Here is a 19,206-nt window from a genome sequence, read left to right on the forward strand (position 1 = left end):
GACAGCAGCGGTTAGACAAGTGATGAAGTCACTTTCAGGACTTCCTCCGCAGTTGTAAGTCCTTCTATAATTTTTTCAGCTCCGGCGATGCGTAAGGGCTTCATGCCATCGCGTATGCTTTGTTGACGCAGTGCATGAATATCCGCATGTTCAGTGATCAGTTTGCTGAAGGGCAAGGTGACTGTCAATAGCTCATATAAACCAGTTCGGCCTAAATAGCCGGTCTGACGACATTCCGGACAGCCTACCGGACGATATATGGTCGCCGGTTTTTGCAGCGCCCATTCCTCGCTCAGTGAACTCCAGACCGGATCCGTGATGCTGCCATCCGGCGCTTTACAGTGTACGCACAGGGTGCGCACCAGACGTTGCGCCAGTATGCCTATGATGGTGGCTTCCAGCAGATAGTAGGGTACACCCAGCTCCAGCAGCCGCATGATGGCTGAAGGCGCGTCATTGGTATGCAGCGTAGACAGAACCAAATGGCCGGTCAGCGCAGCCTGGACTGCCATTTCCGCTGTTTTCAGATCGCGTATCTCACCGACCATGATGATGTCCGGGTCCTGACGCATCAGCGCCCGTATGCCATCTGAGAAATCGAGATCCAGCGCAGACTGCACCTGCATTTGATTGAAACTGCCTTCCACCATTTCTATAGGATCTTCGACCGTACAGACATTGACGTCCGGCGTCGCGAGAGCCTTCAGCGTGGTGTATAAGGTGGTGGTTTTACCCGATCCGGTTGGTCCCGTGACTAAGATAATGCCGTGCGGTTTAGCCGTCAGATGATCCCAGCGTTTCGCATCTTCCAGCGGAAAGCCCAGTTCCGGCAAGGTTTTGACCACCACTTCCGGATCAAAAATACGCATCACCATTTTTTCACCGAACACAGTAGGTAAAGTCGATAAACGCAATTCGACTTCCTGCCCGGCGGCGGTGCGGGTTTTGATGCGGCCATCTTGCGGACGGCGTTTTTCTATCACATCGATACGACCCAGTAATTTGATACGCGCTATCATCGCGATCATGACCGTTGCCGGTACCTGATATACCTGATGCAGCACGCCATCAATCCGGAAGCGGATTACCGCCATATCACGTTTGGGCTCCAGATGGATATCCGAGGCGCGCTGATCAAACGCAAATTGCCACAGCCAGTCTACGATATTGATGATGTGCTGGTCATTGGCATCTACTTGCTTATTGGATTTGCCCAGCTCGACCAGCTGTTCCAGATTCTGACGTAAGCCCAGGTCATTGCCATTCGATTTACGTGCGTCTTTAATCGACTTGGCGAGTGAAAAAAACTGGCCTATGTATTGAGAAATATCGAGTGGATTGGCAAACACCAGACGAATGTCTTTGCGCGAAATCCTGGCGATTTCATCCTGCCATTCACGATTGTAAGGATCTGTGGTCGCGACCACCACGGTATTGCCGGATAACTCTACCGGCAAGATATTGAAACGGGTGGCATAGGTAGCCGACATCACTTCTGAGACCGACGTGAAATCTATCTTCAGCGGATCTATCCGGTAAAACGGCAGGTGGACTTTACGGGCGGTCCATTCCGTCAGCCAGTCCAGCGTCAGCAAGGCATGCGGCGCTTTCGCAGATACAATTTTGCACTGTGCAGCAGCGGTCAGCGCATGCATGGCAGATGGCGCATTTTTCAGTATGCCTTGCGCCTCATTGAACTTTTGCTTGGCATCTTCTTTCTGTATCAGGCCATCTGCCATCAACCAGGTAAAAATCTGCTGCAAATTCAGCTGCCGTTCCGGATTCGTTTTCATGACTGTTTGCGGTTTCAGTGGTTAGCCGGTCTTAATCCGGATCCGTCGCTGCTTTCAGACCATTCACCCAGGATTTCGCTGGTAATTTAGTCTGTGCTTTGATCTCATTGGCACGCTCATACAGTGCGGTGAAGTCCAGCTCTGGCTTTTGTTTGAATGCGATAGCGACCACGTTACCATCATGGACTTCAGGCAGGCACATGACGCTATCAAAGGCGAAACGCAAGGCTTTCAAATTCCGTTTATAACTAGGGTGCTCACCAAATAAATTGACCGTCAGGATGCCGTCATCTTTCAGGCAGGCAGCGCAAGCCTGGTAAAACTCAGCTGTATCAAGAACGGGACCTTTTGCCGTCGCGTCATACAGATCGACTTGTAAGGCATCAAAGCAAGCGTGGTTATTGCTGTCATTCACAAAATCGAGCGCATCCATTTCCAGCACTTGCAGACGCTCATCATTGGCCGGCAGCTTGAACATGCTTTCACAAATGCTGATCACAGCCGGGTTGAGTTCTACGGCTGTCACCTGTAGTTCAGGAAACTGGCGATAACAGAATTTAGTCAGTGCGCCGGTACCCAGCCCAAGTTGGGCAACATGGACAGGCGCCTTGTTGAATAGCATCCACGTCATCATTTGCTGCGCATATTCGAGTTCTATCGCATCTGGCTTACGTATTCGCATTGCACCCTGCACCCATTCTGTACCAAAGTGCAGAAAACGCACCCCATCCAGTTCCGATAAGGTGACTGGTGCATACCTGGGTTTACGGGGCGCTTTCTTTATCGCTGCTTTGGGGCCTGAGCGCAGATTGGCTTCTGCTTCGATTGATTTTCTTTTAATTAACATATGGGTAATAAGATGTGTTCCTGTGTTGCTTTGTTCACACTGCAAGTTGTTGCAGGGAATTCTTGTTATACATTGTGCCAGAAGCAGACAGCAAGTCAGGAAAATTGTGCATCAAAACGTAATAATTGCTGCCATATCAATAGCTTCTTCTCAAAGCTCCAGCTGGCGTTGGCTGGGGAAGAAGAGGGCAGGATCAGGGTCCGAAAACCTTGTTGCTGGAAATGAGCTTGAATCTTTGCCGCAACTTTCCCGTTGAAGCCTATCCTTTGCAGACTTGGGAATTTATCCTGCAGCGCAGAAAAATCGTTCAGCTGACCCATACGTATCGCGCTGTCAAGGCTGCCTTCACGGTAGCAAGATGCGTAGATATCCCACAAGCCTATGCCATGTGCCAGTAAGGAATCTGTCCTTTGCTGGTAGGGCAGAGCACGCAGATCCTGATTGAGCATTGCTGACAGCAGACGCCAGAATTGATTTTGTGGATGGGCATAATATTGCTTCGCTTGCAGTGAAGCGATACCAGGAAAGCTGCCCAATATCATGGTATGCGTTTGTGCATTAATCAGGGGCGGAAAGCCTTGCAGCTCAGATTGGACAGATGTCATTTCAGTGTTTGCGATTACGGGGGAAATCTAGCTTAGGGCGAAAGCTTGCCACTGGGTATTTTATAGACAAATCAGCGCAGTAAAGTGCGATGGTACGCCAGGGCTGAAAATTTAAGACTATCGCGAATTCATTAGATGTATGCTGCGGGAGTCACCTATGCTGTCAACGTGAGCGCGATACTCTACGTTGTAACAGAGTGAACAGCGTGATGTTAATGAAACGGATAAAAGGAGTGCGTGATGAAAAAATTTGTTGCCCTGAGTTTGATTACTTCGGTTGCTTTATTGAGCGCCTGTGCGAGCCCATCTAACTCCGGCAGTGTCTATCGTGCGAGCCAGACCCAGAATGAACAAAGCGTACGCATGGGCGTGGTTGAGTCAGTGCGTGAAGTGATGATAGAAAAAGGCCAGAGTGGTGTTGGTACTGCTGCCGGTGCGGCTTTAGGCGGTATTGCTGCCGGTTCCAGTATCGGTGGTGGTAACGGTGCTGTCGCTGCGGGTATTGTCGGAGCGATTGCTGGCGGGCTGATCGGTCAGAAAGTTGAAGGCAATATGAACCAGAAACGTGGCCTGGAAATTACGGTACGTCTGGACAATGGGGAAATGAAGGCTATTGTTCAGGAGGCTGACGAATTTTTCCGTGCTGGTGAGCGCGTGCGTTTGTTATCTAATGGACGTACCACCCGCGTCACCCACTGAATTCCGTTCTGGTAGTTTGAGGTGTTGACTGAGGTTCTGACAAAAAACAGCGAGCGGCTGTTTTTTGTCTTTTCCCTGTTTATTGTTATTCGTAGAGAATCTCACGATAAACTGGAATGATGTAGCTGCGATTAATTCAGTGCTCCAGGTCTACTGTCGCTTTGATCGCAGACTAATTTTTGGAGAGTAAAAATGAAAAAGTACCCATTAGCGATCTTATTTGCATCGGCTTTAGTGTCATTTACTTCCTTCGCCCATGCTGGCGAGGTCAAAGTTACCTGGCAAGATCCTGATAAATACACAGATATTCGTCCGACCAGTGAAACACGTGAAGCTTTCCAGCAACGAGTGACCAAGGAACTCGATGCGGTTTTTCAGGACTTGGCAAAAAAATTGCCAGATGGCGTGCAGTGGGAGGTCACTGTGACAGATCTGGATCTTGCCGGTGATGTGCGCCCGCCACAGGGTGCGAGAATCAATGATATCCGTATTGTCAAAGACTTGTATTGGCCACGTATGAGCCTGCACTACAAAATGAGCGATAGCAGCGGCAAAGTGCTGGCAGAAGCCAAAGAAGACATTAAAGATATGAATTTTCTCATGAGCAGCATGATCCCTTCAGGGCATACCAGCTTGCAATATGAGGAAAAAATGCTCACGGACTGGTTTAAAAAACAACAGCGTGAACAAATTTTTCCAAGTAAATAACTGATGACGGATGCGCTGATTTAGTACCTGTAGCCGGTAATCCTGGTGTGATTTCTTAGGTTTTCCAGCAAAAAAGATAAATAGTTTCTCATCTGAAATAAAAAAGACCTGAAACCCGTAAAATTGGGCTCAGGTCTTTTTTTACAAAAACTGTTAAAGAGGCAATAATGCCTGTATCTCTAGTCAAGCTACCTGGTGCAGTGATGAAAACAATCTTGTTTCGGTGTGGTACAGAGTTTCAGAGCGTCGATAATATTTATGTCAAAAACATTTACTCTGGATTTATCGAGGGGGTGGCAGACCCGAAAATCAATCAGGATATTGTGGCCGATTTTGTTCAGGATATCCGTCAGCGCGCCTGGCAAGGCAAGCCCTATTTGCTGTTCAGCGATATGCAAGACAATGCACATTACCCAGCCTTGCCAGAGTACGCCTGTGCTGTCAATTTGCGTTTTGCAGAACCTGTGCATCATCCAGATTGCCTGATGTCTGCCGCAACGCTGGTATGGTTTCAGCAACAGAATCCTATTCTGCATGGTTTTGATCTGACTGAGCTGATCCGGGAGTTGCATTGGAAGGATGTCGCCAGCGATTTAAGCTGGTGAACCCAGCCTGAGCCGGTGCAGACATTAAACCTGAATTTAAACCTGAATTTAAACCTGAATATCAACGCCGCTCTTAGCCTGCAAACCGGATTGTGCCTGAGTCTTGTAAGCCTCTTGCATCTCGGCTGAACGTTGTAATTGTAGTGTTGCCATTGCCTGTTGCTCCATATTGCGTGCCTTAGCCGCCACTGCAAAATCCTGCCCTGAGGGCTCAGCCGGTGCTAGAGCAGCTGCCTGTATGATTCTGGCCCGTTGTATGGTTTCCTGAGGCGTAGACCCCGCAGACGTATCAATATTCACCTCGCCGCCAACTGCGTAGCGTTGTCCGTCCGGACCTTTTTCATACACAAAGCTGGGGCCACCCGTCGCCAGACCACCGCTGGCAGCCAGATGAGCAAATTCATGTGCTCTGACTTCGCTATCCGTCGCCTTGAGCTGGCTGATTAAAGCTTTCGCCTCTTCACTGAGGGCGACCTGACTGCTGGCAGTTGAGGCTTTTGCTGGCTGATCCCTGGCATCACTGGCTTTATCCGTCTGCGATGCAGGAGAATCAGCGGATTTTGCCTCATTTGCAGATGCACTGGCTGCTGGCGCAGTGGGTGTGCGCTCAGCATAGACTGCAGTCGTAGGCTGAAGCAAGAGCATGACAGTTGGGCTGTAGGTTTAGGGCTGCCTTCATCATAGTGGCGCGAGTGCTCACGCGCAAGGATAGTGTGGCAGCGAGTTGCTGGTACCGCGACTGAAAGAGCGACCTGGTCAGCTGCCATTCTTTGTTCACGTGTTCTTGTAAAATAAAAAAGCCCGTCCTGATGGGACGGGCCAGAGCGCATGACCGAAGCTGTATAGGGCTTCAGTTGCTTGCTTTATGCGTTTAACAGCATTTCATTGAGGCGTTTCACGAAGCCGCTAGGGTCAGCCAAGTTACCGCCTTCCGCCAGCAAGGCCTGGTCGAACAGGATGTGTGACCAGTCAGCGAATTTCGCTTCTTCGTATTTCAGCTTTTGTACCAGCGGATGGTCAGGGTTGATTTCCAGAATAGGTTTGGATTCTGGCGCAGCCTGACCAGCAGCTTTCAGCATACGGGCCAGATTGCCTGACAAGTCGTGCTCATCCGCGACCAGACAGGCTGGCGAGTCGGTCAGACGGAAGGTCACACGTACGTCTTTGGCTTTATCGGCCAGTGCAGCTTTCATTTTCTCGACCAGCTCTTTGAACTGAGTCTCGGTCTCTTCATGCTGTTTTTTCTCAGCTTCGTCTTCCAGTTTGCCCAGATCCAGGCCACCTTTAGCGACCGAAGCCAGTTCTTTGCCTTCGAATTCAGACAGGAAGGACAGCATCCACTCATCGACGCGGTCAGTCAGCAACAAGACTTCCACGCCTTTTTTGCGGAAAATTTCCAGATGCGGACTGTTTTTCGCGGTGGCATAACTGTCAGCAGTCACATAGTAAATCTTGTCCTGACCTTCTTTGGCACGTGACAGATAGTCGGCCAGCGATACGTTCTGGATATCGCTGTCGTTGTGGGTAGAAGCAAAGCGCAGCAATTTGGCGATGCGGTCTTTATTGGCATGATCTTCGCCTATGCCTTCTTTCAGCACCTGACCGAACTCTGTCCAGAAGGTCGCGTATTTTTCATGTTTAGCTGCTGCTTCTTCACCTTCTGCATGTGCCAGGTCTTCCAGCATGCCGAGCACGCGCTTGGTCGAGCCTTCACGAATGGCTTTGATATCGCGGCTTTCCTGCAGGATTTCACGCGACACATTCAGCGGCAGATCGTTGGAGTCAATCACGCCTTTGACGAAGCGCAGGTAGACTGGCATCAATTGTTCCGCATCGTCCATGATGAACACGCGTTTTACATACAGCTTGATGCCGCCACGTTTATTTCTGTCCCACAGATCAAACGGTGCACGTGCCGGAATGTACAGCAACTGGGTGTATTCGCTACGGCCTTCAACGCGGTTATGAGTGTGGCTCAGCGGTGCGCTGTAGTCGTGCGAAATGTGTTTGTAGAATTCGTCGTACTGTTCCTGAGTCACTTCCGATTTGCTGCGTGCCCACAATGCGCTGGCCTGATTGACTGTTTCCAGCTCATCCTTCAGTACGTTTTCTTTCTTCTCTTCATCCCATTCTTCTTTCTGCATTTTGATCGGCAGTGAGATATGGTCGGAATAGGTACGGATTACGGATTTCAGCTTCCACGCCGACAGGAAGTCATCTTCACCTTCGCGCAGATGCAGGATGATGTCGGTACCGCGATTCGCTTTTGCAATGCTTTCTACACTGAAGTCACCGCTTCCTTCGGACTCCCAGCGTACGCCTTCAGCCGCAGGCTGACCGGCACGGCGCGATTCGACCGTGATGCGATCGGCGACGATAAAGCCGGAGTAAAAACCAACACCAAACTGGCCTATCATGGCCGCGTCTTTTTGCTGATCGCCAGACAGCTTGCCAAAAAACTCCTTGGTCCCGGATTTCGCGATGGTACCCAGATGCGCAATCGCATCTTCCTTACTCATACCGATACCGTTATCGGAAATCGTAATGGTGCGTGCTGCTTTATCAAAGCTGACCCGGATTTGCAGTTCACTGTCGTTTTCGTACAGCGCAGCATTATTGATCGCTTCAAAGCGCAGCTTGTCGGATGCATCAGACGCATTCGAAATTAATTCGCGCAAAAAGATTTCCTTGTTGGAATACAAGGAGTGAATCATCAGTTGCAGCAACTGTTTGACTTCGGCCTGAAAGCCCAGGGTTTGTTTTTCTGACATTTTTTCCTCGGAAATTAGCTTGGGAAGACTGGGTTAGATGGTGTATTTGCGTTGCATTTACCTGTTTTGCCAGACAAACACTGCAATAATCCGCAAAACAACGTGCTCGCTATCTGGGGACAGGGCAAGATATTTCAAGGCAAAATTATTATCTGATTTTCCTATGCGACTTACGCCAAACGGTCCCAGTGGCGTTATGGTTCCCGCTTGCAAGTGATGTTCCCCATAGCTGCAAAGGCTAGTTCAGCCTTGCCAGGACAATCTTGCAAACCCCTAAGTGATTTTTTGTTAATTATTAATTAATTATTATGTAATGCTGCTTTCAAATCTTGCAAATAACTCTGACTTACCGGCAGTGCAGCGCCGCAGCGCAGACGCAGAGAGAGTGATGGTTCGGTAAGCAAACTTAGGATTTGTGACCTGCTGACCAGATAGCGTCGATGTATCCGAATGAAATCGGTGGGATTCAGATGTTGTTGAAGTTTGCTGATCGTGATGCGGAACAGCGCTGTACGTTGCGCCAGATGGAGTTGCACATAGTTCCCGGCTGACTCCAGCCAAAGAACGTCGCTGACTTGAAGGGTGTCGATTTTTCCCGGCGCCGGAATGTAAATTTGTTGCCAGTAAGACTGACTGGCCTGTGCTGGTTCTTCATCGATCAGGTATTGCCGAAAGCTCCTGGCCAGTGCTGATTGCTGTTGTTGTTCCAACATCGCCTCAGCTCTGAGCAGTGCTGTATGCAGGCGCTCATCGGCGATTGGTTTAAGCAGATAGTCCAGCGCATGAATTTCAAACGCTTCGATCGCATGTTGTTCAAACGTGGTGACGAAGATAATCAAGGGGAGCTTGTTGTCCAGCCCTTGTGTAGTTGCTGCCAACAGCTCCCTCGCCAGTTGTAGACCGGAGTCACCCGGCATGCGGATGTCCAGAAAAATAACATCCACAGTCTGCTCTGAAAGTGCCTGCCTGGCAGCCGCTGCATGGGCGCATTCCCTGACCACTTGCCAGTTGGTATGAGGCTCCAGCGCAAGACGCAGGTTGATGCGTCCGAGTTGCTCATCATCGACAATAATGCAACGTACTGGTGTGCGGCTTCCCCCCGGTTGTGATAACTGAACGGGTTTCATGGTGCGACAGGCAGGCGGAGTGTGACGATGAACTGCCCGGCTGATTTGCTTGTTTGCAGGCTTGCGCTGGCACCATACGCGGCAGATAGCCGGGTGTGTGTATGGGGCAGGCCCATACCTAGTCCGGGATTGGGTGTGGCCGTGAGTGCGAATTGATTGCGTAAGATGATATTCAGCTCTTCCGGTTGCTTTTCTATGTGCAGCGAGATAGAGGTCGTTTCAGACTGTGAGTCTGCGCCGTGCCGAAGGCAGTTTTCCAGTAAAGGTTGCAACAGCAAAGGAGGAATCATGTGCTCATTCATCCAGCATGCTGGCGTAGCGATGTCCAGTGCCAAACGATCACCGTAGCGTATAGCCTGTAAATCCAGGTAGTCATGTAAAAATTCCAGCTCTTCATACAGGCTGATCCATTCCCGCTGGCTGGCAGTGATTGCGTAGCGCAATAACTGGCTCAGTTTTTGTATGCCGCGCAGCGCTATAGTCTTGTCGTTACTGCGCACCAGTGCACTGATGCTGTTGAGTGCGTTAAAAATAAAGTGCGGCTCCAGTTGAGCGCGTAAGGTAAGCAGGTGTTGCTGTTCCAGCTCCAGCTGTAAGCGTAAATTATCGGTCTGCGTTTGTAGCCATGCTTTTTCCAGTTGTCTGCCCTGAGACCACACAGCAAAAGCAACCATGCTGGCATAGCTTGCCGTGGCAATGACGCCATCTGTGAACCAGTGAAACTTAGGGAGTTTTTGCCAGTAATGCCAGCAATCCGTCCAGCTCAGCCCCGACTTGGCGTCATACACGGACAGGAAAGCGCAGTAAAGTAATTCTATTGGTAAATACAGCGCCAGCAGTATCAGTAATCCTAGTGCAATCGCGAATCTGTGTTGAAAAATCCCGGGTCTGCTACGGATCAGCAGATGCAGGCTGAAGGTAAGCACCAGATAGCCAACACAGCTGAGCCACCAGCCAGTAAACCAGTGCAGACTTCCAAAGTCTGGGTTCTGTATTTGACCGGACTGCAGGCTATCACTGACCTTCATGAGCGCAGCAATACTACTTAATGCTATCCAAAGCAGGCTATGAAAACACAGTAAGTAAAGCACTGTCAGTGCGCTGGTCGGTGCGGTACGCATGGCAGGTGATGCGTAGGGCGGCGCTGGATTGGCAGGAAAAAAATTTAGCATATTCGCAGTGTAGCAGGCCTGTTTCGGAAACTGAGGCGACTCGTCCCTCCAATCACCGCATTCATCACATTTTCATCCTTCATGCTCAGCAAGTAAGCATAATGTGCCTTTTTATAAATGCCTGTTTTATTTACTTTCTTATGCCGACTAAGTTTTTTTTAAAGAAATCTGTGCATGTCTCTGACACGGGTTTAATCAGGATGATCTCATACGCGTTGGGCATCAGTAGTGCCCTCAGCTCTATCGCACTGGCGCAGGCAGGAGATGAGGACAAACAAAAAATCCAGAATGTAGAAATCACTGCACCCGATACCCAGAGTCAGCGTCGCCAGGATAGCGCCAGCAAAATTGTGATCGCGCGCAGCGAGTTGCTGCAGTTTGGTGAGCAGAGTCTGGCCGAAGCCTTAAAACGGCAACCAGGTATTTCTGTGGTTGGCACTGAAATTCGTATGCGTGGCCTGGGTTCCGGTTATACCCAGATCATGATTAATGGCGAGCCGGTGCCACCTGGTTTTTCTATCGATAGCTTGTCGCCGGAGTTGATTGAACGGGTAGAAATCTATCGCAGCACGACAGCTGAATTCAGTGCGCAGGCGATTGCTGGCAGCATCAATATCATCTTGCGCAAAAGCGTGGAGCGTAGCACTACTCAGCTTAAAATCAGCGCCCAGCATGGTGAGGCGGGCCTGAGTCCTGGGCTGAGCCTGGATATGGCAGACCGCAATGGAAAACTGAGCTGGTCGTTGAATGCCGCATTGACGCAAAACCGCAGCGGCAGCCAGCCTGTGACGACAGAGACGGTGCGTGATACGCAGAATGCACTCACCGGTTTGCGCCGGTTTCATGAAGACATCCGGTTTCAAACGGATAAATTCAGCATGGCGCCGCGCTTAAGCTGGAAGCTGGACAATGGTGATCAGCTGGCCTGGCAAAATTTACTGGAATACAGCCAGAACAGCATGCGCGGCAATAACCACGAACAGACTGTGCTGGGACAAGCTTCGGATTATCCCGATAATGATTACCGCTCTGATGCCAACACCCGCCATCTGCGCAGCGACCTGAGCTGGAGCCATCGTTTTTCACCCGAGATCAAGCTCGACAGCAAAATCAGTGGGTTTTACCTAAGGCGCGATTCTGATTATTTTTTTGATGGCTATTTCCGACCCGCCGCTACGTCACCATTCGTGCGCAATGTTGTGTCTTATGCGGTCGATCAGAATCTGAGCGCCAGTGGAAAATTGCTGATGAAGCTGAATGAGCAGCATAGTTTCGCGCTGGGTTGGGATGGTGGTCTGGTACGCCGCAGTGAGCAACGGCTGCAGCTCGATCATGCCGCCGGTACTGGGGAACTGAGCCGGCTGAACGAAGAATACCAGGCTGATGTGCGCAGGCTGGCTGTATTTGCCCAGGATGAGTGGGAGATATCCCCCGCGTTGCAGGCTTATCTGGGTTTGCGTTGGGAGGGCTTGAGCACCGCCATACGTGGATTGACGATGCAGCCGGTCGACACCCGCTCTAGTGTATTCAGCCCGGTCACGCAATGGTTATGGAAGCTGCCTGGCAGCGAGAAGGATCAGATCAGGCTGGCGGTATCGCGCACCTACAAAGCACCGACGACGCGCAATCTGGTGCCGCGGCGCTATACCGTCAACAATGCAAACAGCCCAACCAATGCTGATTTTCAGGGTAATCCCAAATTGCTGCCTGAGCTGGCCTGGGGCATAGATCTGGCTTTTGAGCATTACCTGAGCAAAGACAGTGTAGTGAGTCTGAGCACATATTGGAAACGGGTCGACAATATCACCACCTTTCAGCTATTCCGTCAGGATGGGGCGTGGGTGAGCTGGCCAGATAATCAGGGCCGTGCTTTGATTGCTGGCGTAGAAATGGATGCACGTTTTCCGTTAAAACTGTGGTGGCCAAGGGTACCGGCGGTGGATGTACGTTTCAATCTGGCGCGTAACTGGTCGAGAGTAGACAGTGTGCCTGGTCCGGATAACCGGCTGGTGGCGCAGGTACCGGTGACTGGGAATCTGAGTCTGGATTATCAGCGCAATGCGAATCACACGCTAGGGATGAATCTGAATTTACAGACCGGAGGCTATGTGCGTACCGCAGCCTGGTTAAACAGCTATAGCAGTGTGAACCGTGGTCTGGACATTTACAGTTTGTGGAAATGGGAGCAGGGCTTACAGTTACGCCTGTCGCTGCTAAATGTGCTGCATCAGCCGCTCGTGACAGCCGAGGGCTACACCTACCAGGGAAATAGGCTGCGCAGTATAGAGACGCCAAGATCGACGGCGATCCGGCTGGTGCTGGAAAAGCGCTTGTAATCTTGTCGTGCCGCTGCCGGTACCGGGTTAAAAAAAAGCTGATCCGTTTGCGGGATCAGCTTTTTTCTTTGCTTTCGCAGTACTTACAGGCGCTTGATCTGCATGCTGCCAGCCTTGTCCTCGACTTCAAAGCCAAGTGCGTGCAATTCTGCGCGTAAGCGGTCTGCTTCCGCCCAGTTTTTTGCGATACGTGCTGCCTGACGTTGCTCTGCCAGCGTCTGCACTTCAGCAGGTACTTCCAATGCCTTTGGCACCCAGCTGGCCAGACCTAAACCAAAGATGCGGTCAAACTCAGTGATAGTCGCTTTCTTATCGGCGTCGCTGAGCTCGGATTTCAACATTTCCCAAACCAGTGCAAGTGCGCGCGGTACGTTCAGGTCTTCATTCACGAAAGCAGTGAATTTTTCCTGGTAGGCGCTGGAGACACTGCCACCGGCTGGCCAGGCGTGATAAATCTCACGCAGACGTTGCAATGCGGTTTGCGCAGATTGCAGCGCTTCAAAGCTGAATTGCATCTGGCTGCGGTAATGCGCAGTCAGGCACAGATAGCGATAGGCCAGCGGATCGATATGCTGGTCAAGCAGGGTTTGCAGACGCAGGAAGTCGCCGCTGGATTTCGACATCTTGCCGGAATCGATTTGCAGGAAATAACCATGCATCCAGAAGTTCGCCAGACGCGTGCCGTGACAGGCCTGATTCTGTGCGATCTCATTGCTGTGGTGGATGGAGATATGATCTTCACCACCGCAATGGATATCAAACCAAGGTGTCAGATATTTGGCCGACATCGCCGAGCATTCGATATGCCAGCCCGGGAAACCACGTCCCCAGGGGCTATCCCATTCCATTTGACGCTGCTCGTTGTCCGGACTGAATTTCCACAACGCGAAATCGGTGGCATTCCGTTTTTCACCCAGTTCAACCCGGCTGCCAGCCTTGATGGCGTCGCGTTTGATACGGGCCAGATAGCCGTAATCATCTTGTTTGCTGGTGTCAAAATAAATACCATCGCTGGTGCGATAGGTATAGCCGTTTTTTTCTATGCAGGAGATAAAGTCGATTTGCTCGGCAATATGATCGGTCGCTTTGCACCAGATTGCAGGCGCCAGAATGTTCAGGCTGTTCAGGTCATTTTTGAATGCCGCTGTGAAGCGGTCTGCGATTTGCCATGCAGATTCACCGGCTTTGCGGCTGCCTTTTTCCATCTTGTCTTCGCCATCATCGCCATCTGAGACCAGATGACCTACATCGGTGATATTGATGACATGGCGCACGGTATGACCATTCCATTCCAGCGTACGGCGCAGGATATCTTCGAACAGATAAGTGCGTAGATTACCGATATGCGCATAGTCATACACAGTCGGGCCGCAGCAGTACAAACCTACCCAGTCATTGCGCAGTGGAGTAAAAGGACGCAGGCGGCGTTCCCAATTGTCGTAGAGCTGAATGTCCATCGTAATTTAGAAAAATATTGAGAAAAATGAGTGTTAGCCAATTGGCTGGCGCAGTACTGGCATCGCCAGACCGGCAGGAATCAGAAACAGCAAGCGCGACAACAAGTGCAACAATACGTGCAATCGCAGCCACAGACTAAGGCTGTGCGCTGGCCTGGCCGTGGGCCGCTAGCGAAAGCGATAACAAGTCTGCATGCAAGTGTCATGGTTAAGTGGTGTCGTTTTGGATTACGCTATCTGCGTCTCGTCAACTTCAATTGGCCGGGGAAAACCAGAAGGTGCCGCGCAGAGAAGCTGCTATTTTACGTCAAGCTGAGCGTGAATAAGCAGGGATTCTGACAGAATGTAGCATAGATATCCGGATTTCTGCTGTGGCATGCATGCACTGAGCGGCTTGTGCTGACCTTTTTCGCGCCAGCTGACGATGGCTTCACTTCATGGCTTTTTGCAGAAAATCCCAGACTCCGGGATCGGACATGGCGGCGATATTGATACGCATACGGGTGGACGGTAACTGCTGCGGCGAAAACAGGCTGCCAGGCGCCAGCAAATAGCCTTGTTCCAGGGCTTTTTCCGTCAGCTTGTTCGTATCGAGTCCGGTATCGGTCCATAAGAACATACCCGCCGGGGTGCGATGCTCGACCTTCATGCCCAGGTTTTCCAGCCGTTTGGTGATCTGGTCACGCACGCCGTCGAGTTTGACCCGAATGCGGTCTACATGCTTACGGTAATGACCTTCCGATAAAATTTTATACACGACCCGCTCACCGATTTCTGTGGTGGTCAGAGTCGATAGCATTTTGCGGTCCGACAGCCGTATCGCCAGTTCCGGTGAGGTCGCGATAAAGCCAACCCGCAGATTCGCAGCCAGAGTTTTAGAAAATCCGCCCAGATAAATCACACGGTTAAGCTGATCGAGTGCTGCGATTCGGGTCGCCGACTGTACTGCGCTGCCCGGATGCATATCGCAATAAATATCATCTTCCACAATCATAAAATCATGCAGCTCAGCGGTTTTGAGTACCTGAAACGCCTTCGCTGCTGACAACGAGGTCGAAGTCGGGTTATGCATCACAGAATTGATGATGTACAGCTTAGGCTTGTGGATGGCAGCCAGTTCCGCCAGTTTGACCACATCCGGGCCATCATGCAGGCGTGGTATGCCGATGACCTTGGTGCCCAGAATCGCAAAGGAGCCGAACATCAGGAACCAGGCTGGATCATCAACAAAAATCGTATCGCCAGGTTTGGTAAATTCACGCGCCACCAAATCCAGCGCCTGCGTCACCCCCGTCGTCATCACGATTTGCTCCGGTGCTGCGGCGATTTCCTGTTCCGCCAGCTTGAGTTGCAGTTGCTGGCGCAGTGGCAGAAAACCTTGCTGGGTACCGTAATGCAGTAGCAGGTTCTGGTTCAGACGACTGATGGCGCGCAGGCCATTAGCGACCAGTTCGCCATCCAGCCAGTCATGCGGTAAGACGCCAGAACCCGGCATTTTCTGCGGTGGTAATTGACGAAACATATTCCTGACCAGCCAGACCACATCCAGCTGTTGCGCGCTATCCGGTGAGGGAAGCGTGACCGGCGTATTCATCACCATGGAGGCGCGCTCACGCACATAGAATCCGGCACCGCGCCGCGACTCCAGATAACCCTTGGCGACCAGACGGTCATAGGCTTCCACTACGGTAAAGCGCGATACGCCCTGTTCATCTGCAAACTGGCGTATCGAAGGCATGCGTGCACCGGTTCGTAACAACTTGTCGTCAATGCGATTAGCAACCGCATGGAATATCTGTTCTACCAGTGAGCCACCGGAATCACGGGAAATAAAAAAATGTGGGGTCTGCATGGGGCGTGTCTCCGTCCGCTGTCATGGGGAAGTGTCCAGTACAGTGTGTAAATTATCGTTTTTAGTGTACTGGTACTGTATCGGTTATTCCGTTTAGGATAGCACAAACGCCTGATCAGACCACGGGTCTTTATTCCTGTTGATGCAGGGAGCCAACAAAGGAGAATAAGATGCAAAAACATGCAGAACACCAGCAGTTGCAGTTAGCCGCCGGACAGATTCAGTCCTGGACAGGGACGCATGCGCATCAAGTTTGCGTGCATTCCGGATTAGTGTGGCTGACGGTCAGTGATGATCGGCTTGATTACTGGTTATCCGCAGGCATGCAAATGCACTTGCCCGCTAACCAAAAAGTCGTTGTTGAAAGTTGGGGCCTGCCATCGACACTCAGTCTGCATCAGTTGGAGCAACTGCAGCAGCTCAGCTTGCAGTTAGTACAGCCCGCGTCTGCAGAGACTGGGGCCGCTGTCCTGAGCGCTGAATCCTGCTCAACAACCGCAGGAGAATTAGCATGCCGCTGACTGAATTTTTTGCCTTTTCCGTATTTGCCTGGATAGGCTCTTTTACACCCGGCCCGAATGTCGCGATAGCCGCGACCACCGGTGTGAATCACGGTTTTCGCGCAGCCTTGCCGCAGGTGGCCGGGGTGCCGCTGGGTTTCGTCATCATGATGTGGGTGGTCGGTAGCAGTGGCACGCTGGTATTGCAACAGTATCCGGTGTTGATACTGATGATGAAACTATTGGGTAACGCCTACTTATTGTATCTGGCGTGGAAACTGTGTTTTTCTACCAACCTGGCCGATAACCGCGGTATGCAGGCACTGACCTTGCCGCAAGCCGCGTTGTTTCAGGTGGTTAATCCAAAAGCCTGGATGATGCTGGTCGCAGCGACCTCCACCTATGTCATAGGACAAAGCGATTTTCTGAATCGTATGACCTGGATGAGCATAGGCTTCGCGGTACCCAGTGCTTTAAGTTTGCTGGCCTGGGCCTGGATGGGGCAGCAGTTGCGTGCCTGGTTATTGGTCGGTCAGCGCTTGCGTTATTTTAATCTGATGATGGGCGCTTCACTGGCATGCACGGCGCTTTGGATGATGCGATAAAGATAATGCTTTGTGCTCAGGCATCTGCTTAAAATTCAGACTATATACCTATCGTTAAAAAACGAAGATTCATCGGTGTAAACCGCATAATGGTAGACTATGCCGAATTAAATCAATAAGACCACTCGATTTTGGGGGTATGAATCACTCAGGGGCGGGCTTACAATAGAACGTTATTTGAAGCTAATTCAAAACCTTATTTGCAAGCAGGTTCTCCAACAACCATTGCCGCCAACCTTGTCGCCTTTTCCTGGCGCCCTTTACTCTGGATTAATTATGTCTGTTTACGAAAAACTGAAAGTGCTGAATATAGAATTGCCTGCGGTTGCCACACCTGCTGCTGCGTATGTCATGTATGCCCAGACAGGTAATACGGTATTTATTTCTGGCCATATTGCCAAGCAGGATGGCAAGGTCTGGGTAGGCCAGTTAGGTAAAAATATTACGACCGATGAGGGCAAGCAGGCAGCCCGTGCCGTTGCCATCGATCTCATCGCGACTTTGCAGGCAGCCTGCGGTGGTGATTTGACGCGCGTCAAGCGTATTGTGAAACTGATGAGTCTGGTCAATTCCATGCCTGACTACACAGAGCAGCATCTGGTCACTAATGGCGCATCGGAATTGATGGTAGAAGTATTCGGTGATGCTGGCAAACACGCACGCTCCGCTTTTGGTGTTGCGCAGATTCCTATGGGTGCCTGCGTAGAAATCGAATTAATCGCCGAGCTCGCTTAATGCACATCTGCCGGTGTGGCCTTAGGTGGCACTGGCATACTGAAATTTGCTTTACTTACATTTAACGACAACAAAATTGCCGCAACGGCATGACTTTTAGTGAGACCAGCATGAAACTTGAAAATCCCACCCCTATAGATTGGAAGTTCTCCGTTCGCGCCGAGCAACTGCAAAGCTCTGCGATCCGTGAGATTCTCAAAGTGACCATGCGTCCGGAAGTCATTTCCTTTGCCGGTGGTTTGCCATCTCCTGCAACCTTTCCGGTAGAGCGCATGAAAGCGGCTTTCGACAAAGTATTGTCTGAGCAAGGTAAGATGGCATTGCAATATGGTCCTACCGATGGTTATGCTCCGCTGCGTGAATTTCTGGCGAAATCTCTGTCCACACCGACTTCGACGATTTTGCCTGAGCAAATCATGATGGTGTCCGGGTCGCAGCAGGCGCTGGATCTGATCGGTAAAGTTCTGGTTGACGAAGGTAGTAAAGTCTTGGTGGAAACACCAAGCTATCTTGGCGCTTTGCAGGCATTTTCTGTTTATCAGCCACAGTTTGAATCGGTCGATACCGATGAACATGGTTTGATCCCGGCCTCCGTGGCAGAAAAAGGTCAGGGCGCGAAGCTGATGTATGCCTTGCCAAATTTCCAAAATCCGACAGGCCGCACGCTGTCAGTCGAGCGTCGTTATGAGCTGGTTGAAACCTGCGCACGCATGGGCATACCGCTGATTGAAGATAATCCTTATGGCGATCTGTGCTACAGCGGTGAACCGCTGCCAAAAATGCTGAACATGAATCCGGATGGCGTGATTTACATGGGTTCGTTCTCTAAAGTGCTGACACCCGGCATACGCCTGGGTTACATCGTGGCACCGGTACCGCTGATCCGTAAGCTGGAACAGGCTAAGCAGGCTTCCGACCTGCATACCGCCCAACTGACGCAGATGGTGGTGTATGAAGTAATCAAGGATGGTTTCCTTGATGAACATATCCCAACTATCCGTGCGCTGTATTCGCGTCAGTGCGATGTCATGCTGGAAGCCATGAGTCAGCATTTCCCTGCCAGCGTCAGCTGGACTCGCCCAGAAGGCGGCATGTTCATCTGGGTTACCCTGCCAGCACATATGGATAGCAAACAATTGCTGGACGAGGCGATTGCACAGAATGTGGCTTTTGTACCGGGTGGTCCTTTCTACGCCAACGAGGCTGAGAAAAATACCTTGCGTTTATCCTTCGTCACGGTTTCACCTGAGCGTATCCATGAAGGCATAGAAAAACTGGGCAAGCTGATCAAGGCGAAACTTTGATCTTCAAACAGTAAGCATACTGCTAAGTAAAGCCAGCTTTCGAAGCTGGCTTTTTTTTAGCCTAGCCCGGATCAGCTCAGCTTAGCTATA

Annotated in this window: 17 protein-coding genes; 8 read left to right on the plus strand and 9 right to left on the minus strand. The window is 50.9% G+C overall.

The genetic code is table 11. The annotated features are described in order from the left end of the window. Window positions 1-11: 11 nt before the first annotated feature. From tfpB to H8K43_RS16545, 3 genes are all read right to left on the minus strand, one after another. Window positions 12-1,793 carry a type IV pilus assembly ATPase TfpB gene (tfpB, locus tag H8K43_RS16535; RefSeq protein WP_186904863.1) on the minus strand — a complete coding sequence of 594 codons (1,782 nt, stop codon included), beginning with the start codon at window positions 1,791-1,793 and terminating at the stop codon, window positions 12-14. A gap of 31 nt (window positions 1,794-1,824) precedes the next feature. Further along, window positions 1,825-2,640 carry a spermine/spermidine synthase domain-containing protein gene (locus H8K43_RS16540; RefSeq protein WP_186904864.1) on the minus strand — a complete coding sequence of 272 codons (816 nt, stop codon included), beginning with the start codon at window positions 2,638-2,640 and terminating at the stop codon, window positions 1,825-1,827. Window positions 2,641-2,735: 95 nt separating this feature from the next. Then, complete coding sequence (locus tag H8K43_RS16545) at window positions 2,736-3,245, minus strand: DNA-deoxyinosine glycosylase (RefSeq protein ID WP_186904865.1); 510 nt, start codon at window positions 3,243-3,245, stop codon at window positions 2,736-2,738. Window positions 3,246-3,485: 240 nt separating this feature from the next. Between H8K43_RS16545 and H8K43_RS16550 the strand changes: the two genes are divergently transcribed. The 3 genes from H8K43_RS16550 to H8K43_RS16560 all read left to right on the plus strand — a co-directional run bounded on the left by H8K43_RS16550 (window position 3,486) and on the right by H8K43_RS16560 (window position 5,257). Continuing rightward, window positions 3,486-3,944, plus strand: coding sequence for an outer membrane lipoprotein (locus tag H8K43_RS16550; protein ID WP_186904866.1), 459 nt, complete (start codon window positions 3,486-3,488; stop codon window positions 3,942-3,944). Window positions 3,945-4,136: 192 nt separating this feature from the next. Beyond that, window positions 4,137-4,652: a DUF3016 domain-containing protein gene (locus H8K43_RS16555; RefSeq protein WP_186904867.1), complete on the plus strand. Its 516-nt coding sequence runs from the start codon at window positions 4,137-4,139 to the stop codon at window positions 4,650-4,652. 203 nt (window positions 4,653-4,855) lie between these two features. Then, complete coding sequence (locus tag H8K43_RS16560) at window positions 4,856-5,257, plus strand: hypothetical protein (protein WP_186904868.1); 402 nt, start codon at window positions 4,856-4,858, stop codon at window positions 5,255-5,257. A 48-nt stretch (window positions 5,258-5,305) separates the two neighbouring features. Here the strand turns inward: H8K43_RS16560 and H8K43_RS16565 are convergent, their stop codons facing one another. The 4 genes from H8K43_RS16565 to H8K43_RS16580 all read right to left on the minus strand — a co-directional run bounded on the left by H8K43_RS16565 (window position 5,306) and on the right by H8K43_RS16580 (window position 10,183). After that, the gene (locus H8K43_RS16565; protein ID WP_186904869.1) at window positions 5,306-5,902 is read right to left on the minus strand and encodes a putative metalloprotease CJM1_0395 family protein; all 597 of its coding nucleotides are present in this window, start codon (window positions 5,900-5,902) and stop codon (window positions 5,306-5,308) included. A gap of 218 nt (window positions 5,903-6,120) precedes the next feature. Continuing rightward, on the minus strand, window positions 6,121-8,028 hold the full coding sequence (htpG, locus tag H8K43_RS16570; RefSeq protein ID WP_186904870.1) for a molecular chaperone HtpG: 1,908 nt from the start codon (window positions 8,026-8,028) through the stop codon (window positions 6,121-6,123). Window positions 8,029-8,327: 299 nt separating this feature from the next. After that, window positions 8,328-9,155, minus strand: a complete 828-nt coding sequence (locus H8K43_RS16575) for a LytR/AlgR family response regulator transcription factor (protein ID WP_186904871.1) — start codon at window positions 9,153-9,155, stop codon at window positions 8,328-8,330. Continuing rightward, window positions 9,152-10,183, minus strand: a complete 1,032-nt coding sequence (locus H8K43_RS16580; RefSeq protein WP_186904872.1) for a sensor histidine kinase — start codon at window positions 10,181-10,183, stop codon at window positions 9,152-9,154. The genes H8K43_RS16575 and H8K43_RS16580 overlap by 4 nt, the downstream gene beginning before the upstream one ends. Window positions 10,184-10,527: 344 nt before the next feature. Here H8K43_RS16580 and H8K43_RS16585 point away from each other — a divergent pair, with 344 nt between their 5' ends. Then, the gene (locus tag H8K43_RS16585) at window positions 10,528-12,663 is read left to right on the plus strand and encodes a TonB-dependent receptor plug domain-containing protein (protein WP_186904873.1); all 2,136 of its coding nucleotides are present in this window, start codon (window positions 10,528-10,530) and stop codon (window positions 12,661-12,663) included. Between the two features lie 83 nt (window positions 12,664-12,746). On the opposite strand, the gene cysS is transcribed toward H8K43_RS16585, so the two are convergent. Together cysS and H8K43_RS16595 are read right to left on the minus strand one after the other, a co-directional pair. Further along, window positions 12,747-14,120 carry a cysteine--tRNA ligase gene (cysS, locus tag H8K43_RS16590; RefSeq protein WP_186904874.1) on the minus strand — a complete coding sequence of 458 codons (1,374 nt, stop codon included), beginning with the start codon at window positions 14,118-14,120 and terminating at the stop codon, window positions 12,747-12,749. Window positions 14,121-14,550: 430 nt separating this feature from the next. Continuing rightward, window positions 14,551-15,972: an aminotransferase-like domain-containing protein gene (locus H8K43_RS16595; protein WP_186904875.1), complete on the minus strand. Its 1,422-nt coding sequence runs from the start codon at window positions 15,970-15,972 to the stop codon at window positions 14,551-14,553. Window positions 15,973-16,142: 170 nt separating this feature from the next. Between H8K43_RS16595 and H8K43_RS16600 the strand changes: the two genes are divergently transcribed. The 4 genes from H8K43_RS16600 to H8K43_RS16615 all read left to right on the plus strand — a co-directional run bounded on the left by H8K43_RS16600 (window position 16,143) and on the right by H8K43_RS16615 (window position 19,116). After that, the gene (locus H8K43_RS16600) at window positions 16,143-16,493 is read left to right on the plus strand and encodes a DUF2917 domain-containing protein (protein WP_186904876.1); all 351 of its coding nucleotides are present in this window, start codon (window positions 16,143-16,145) and stop codon (window positions 16,491-16,493) included. Continuing rightward, on the plus strand, window positions 16,484-17,077 hold the full coding sequence (locus H8K43_RS16605) for a LysE family translocator (protein ID WP_186904877.1): 594 nt from the start codon (window positions 16,484-16,486) through the stop codon (window positions 17,075-17,077). Before H8K43_RS16600 ends, H8K43_RS16605 begins: the two co-directional genes overlap by 10 nt. Before the next feature lie 276 nt (window positions 17,078-17,353). Then, complete coding sequence (locus tag H8K43_RS16610; protein ID WP_186904878.1) at window positions 17,354-17,812, plus strand: RidA family protein; 459 nt, start codon at window positions 17,354-17,356, stop codon at window positions 17,810-17,812. Window positions 17,813-17,922: 110 nt separating this feature from the next. Beyond that, complete coding sequence (locus tag H8K43_RS16615; protein WP_186904879.1) at window positions 17,923-19,116, plus strand: aminotransferase-like domain-containing protein; 1,194 nt, start codon at window positions 17,923-17,925, stop codon at window positions 19,114-19,116. Window positions 19,117-19,206 lie beyond the last annotated feature (90 nt).

The organism is Cognatundibacterium curvum (assembly GCF_014284235.1).
Lineage (GTDB): Bacteria > Pseudomonadota > Gammaproteobacteria > Burkholderiales > Burkholderiaceae_D > Undibacterium > Undibacterium curvum.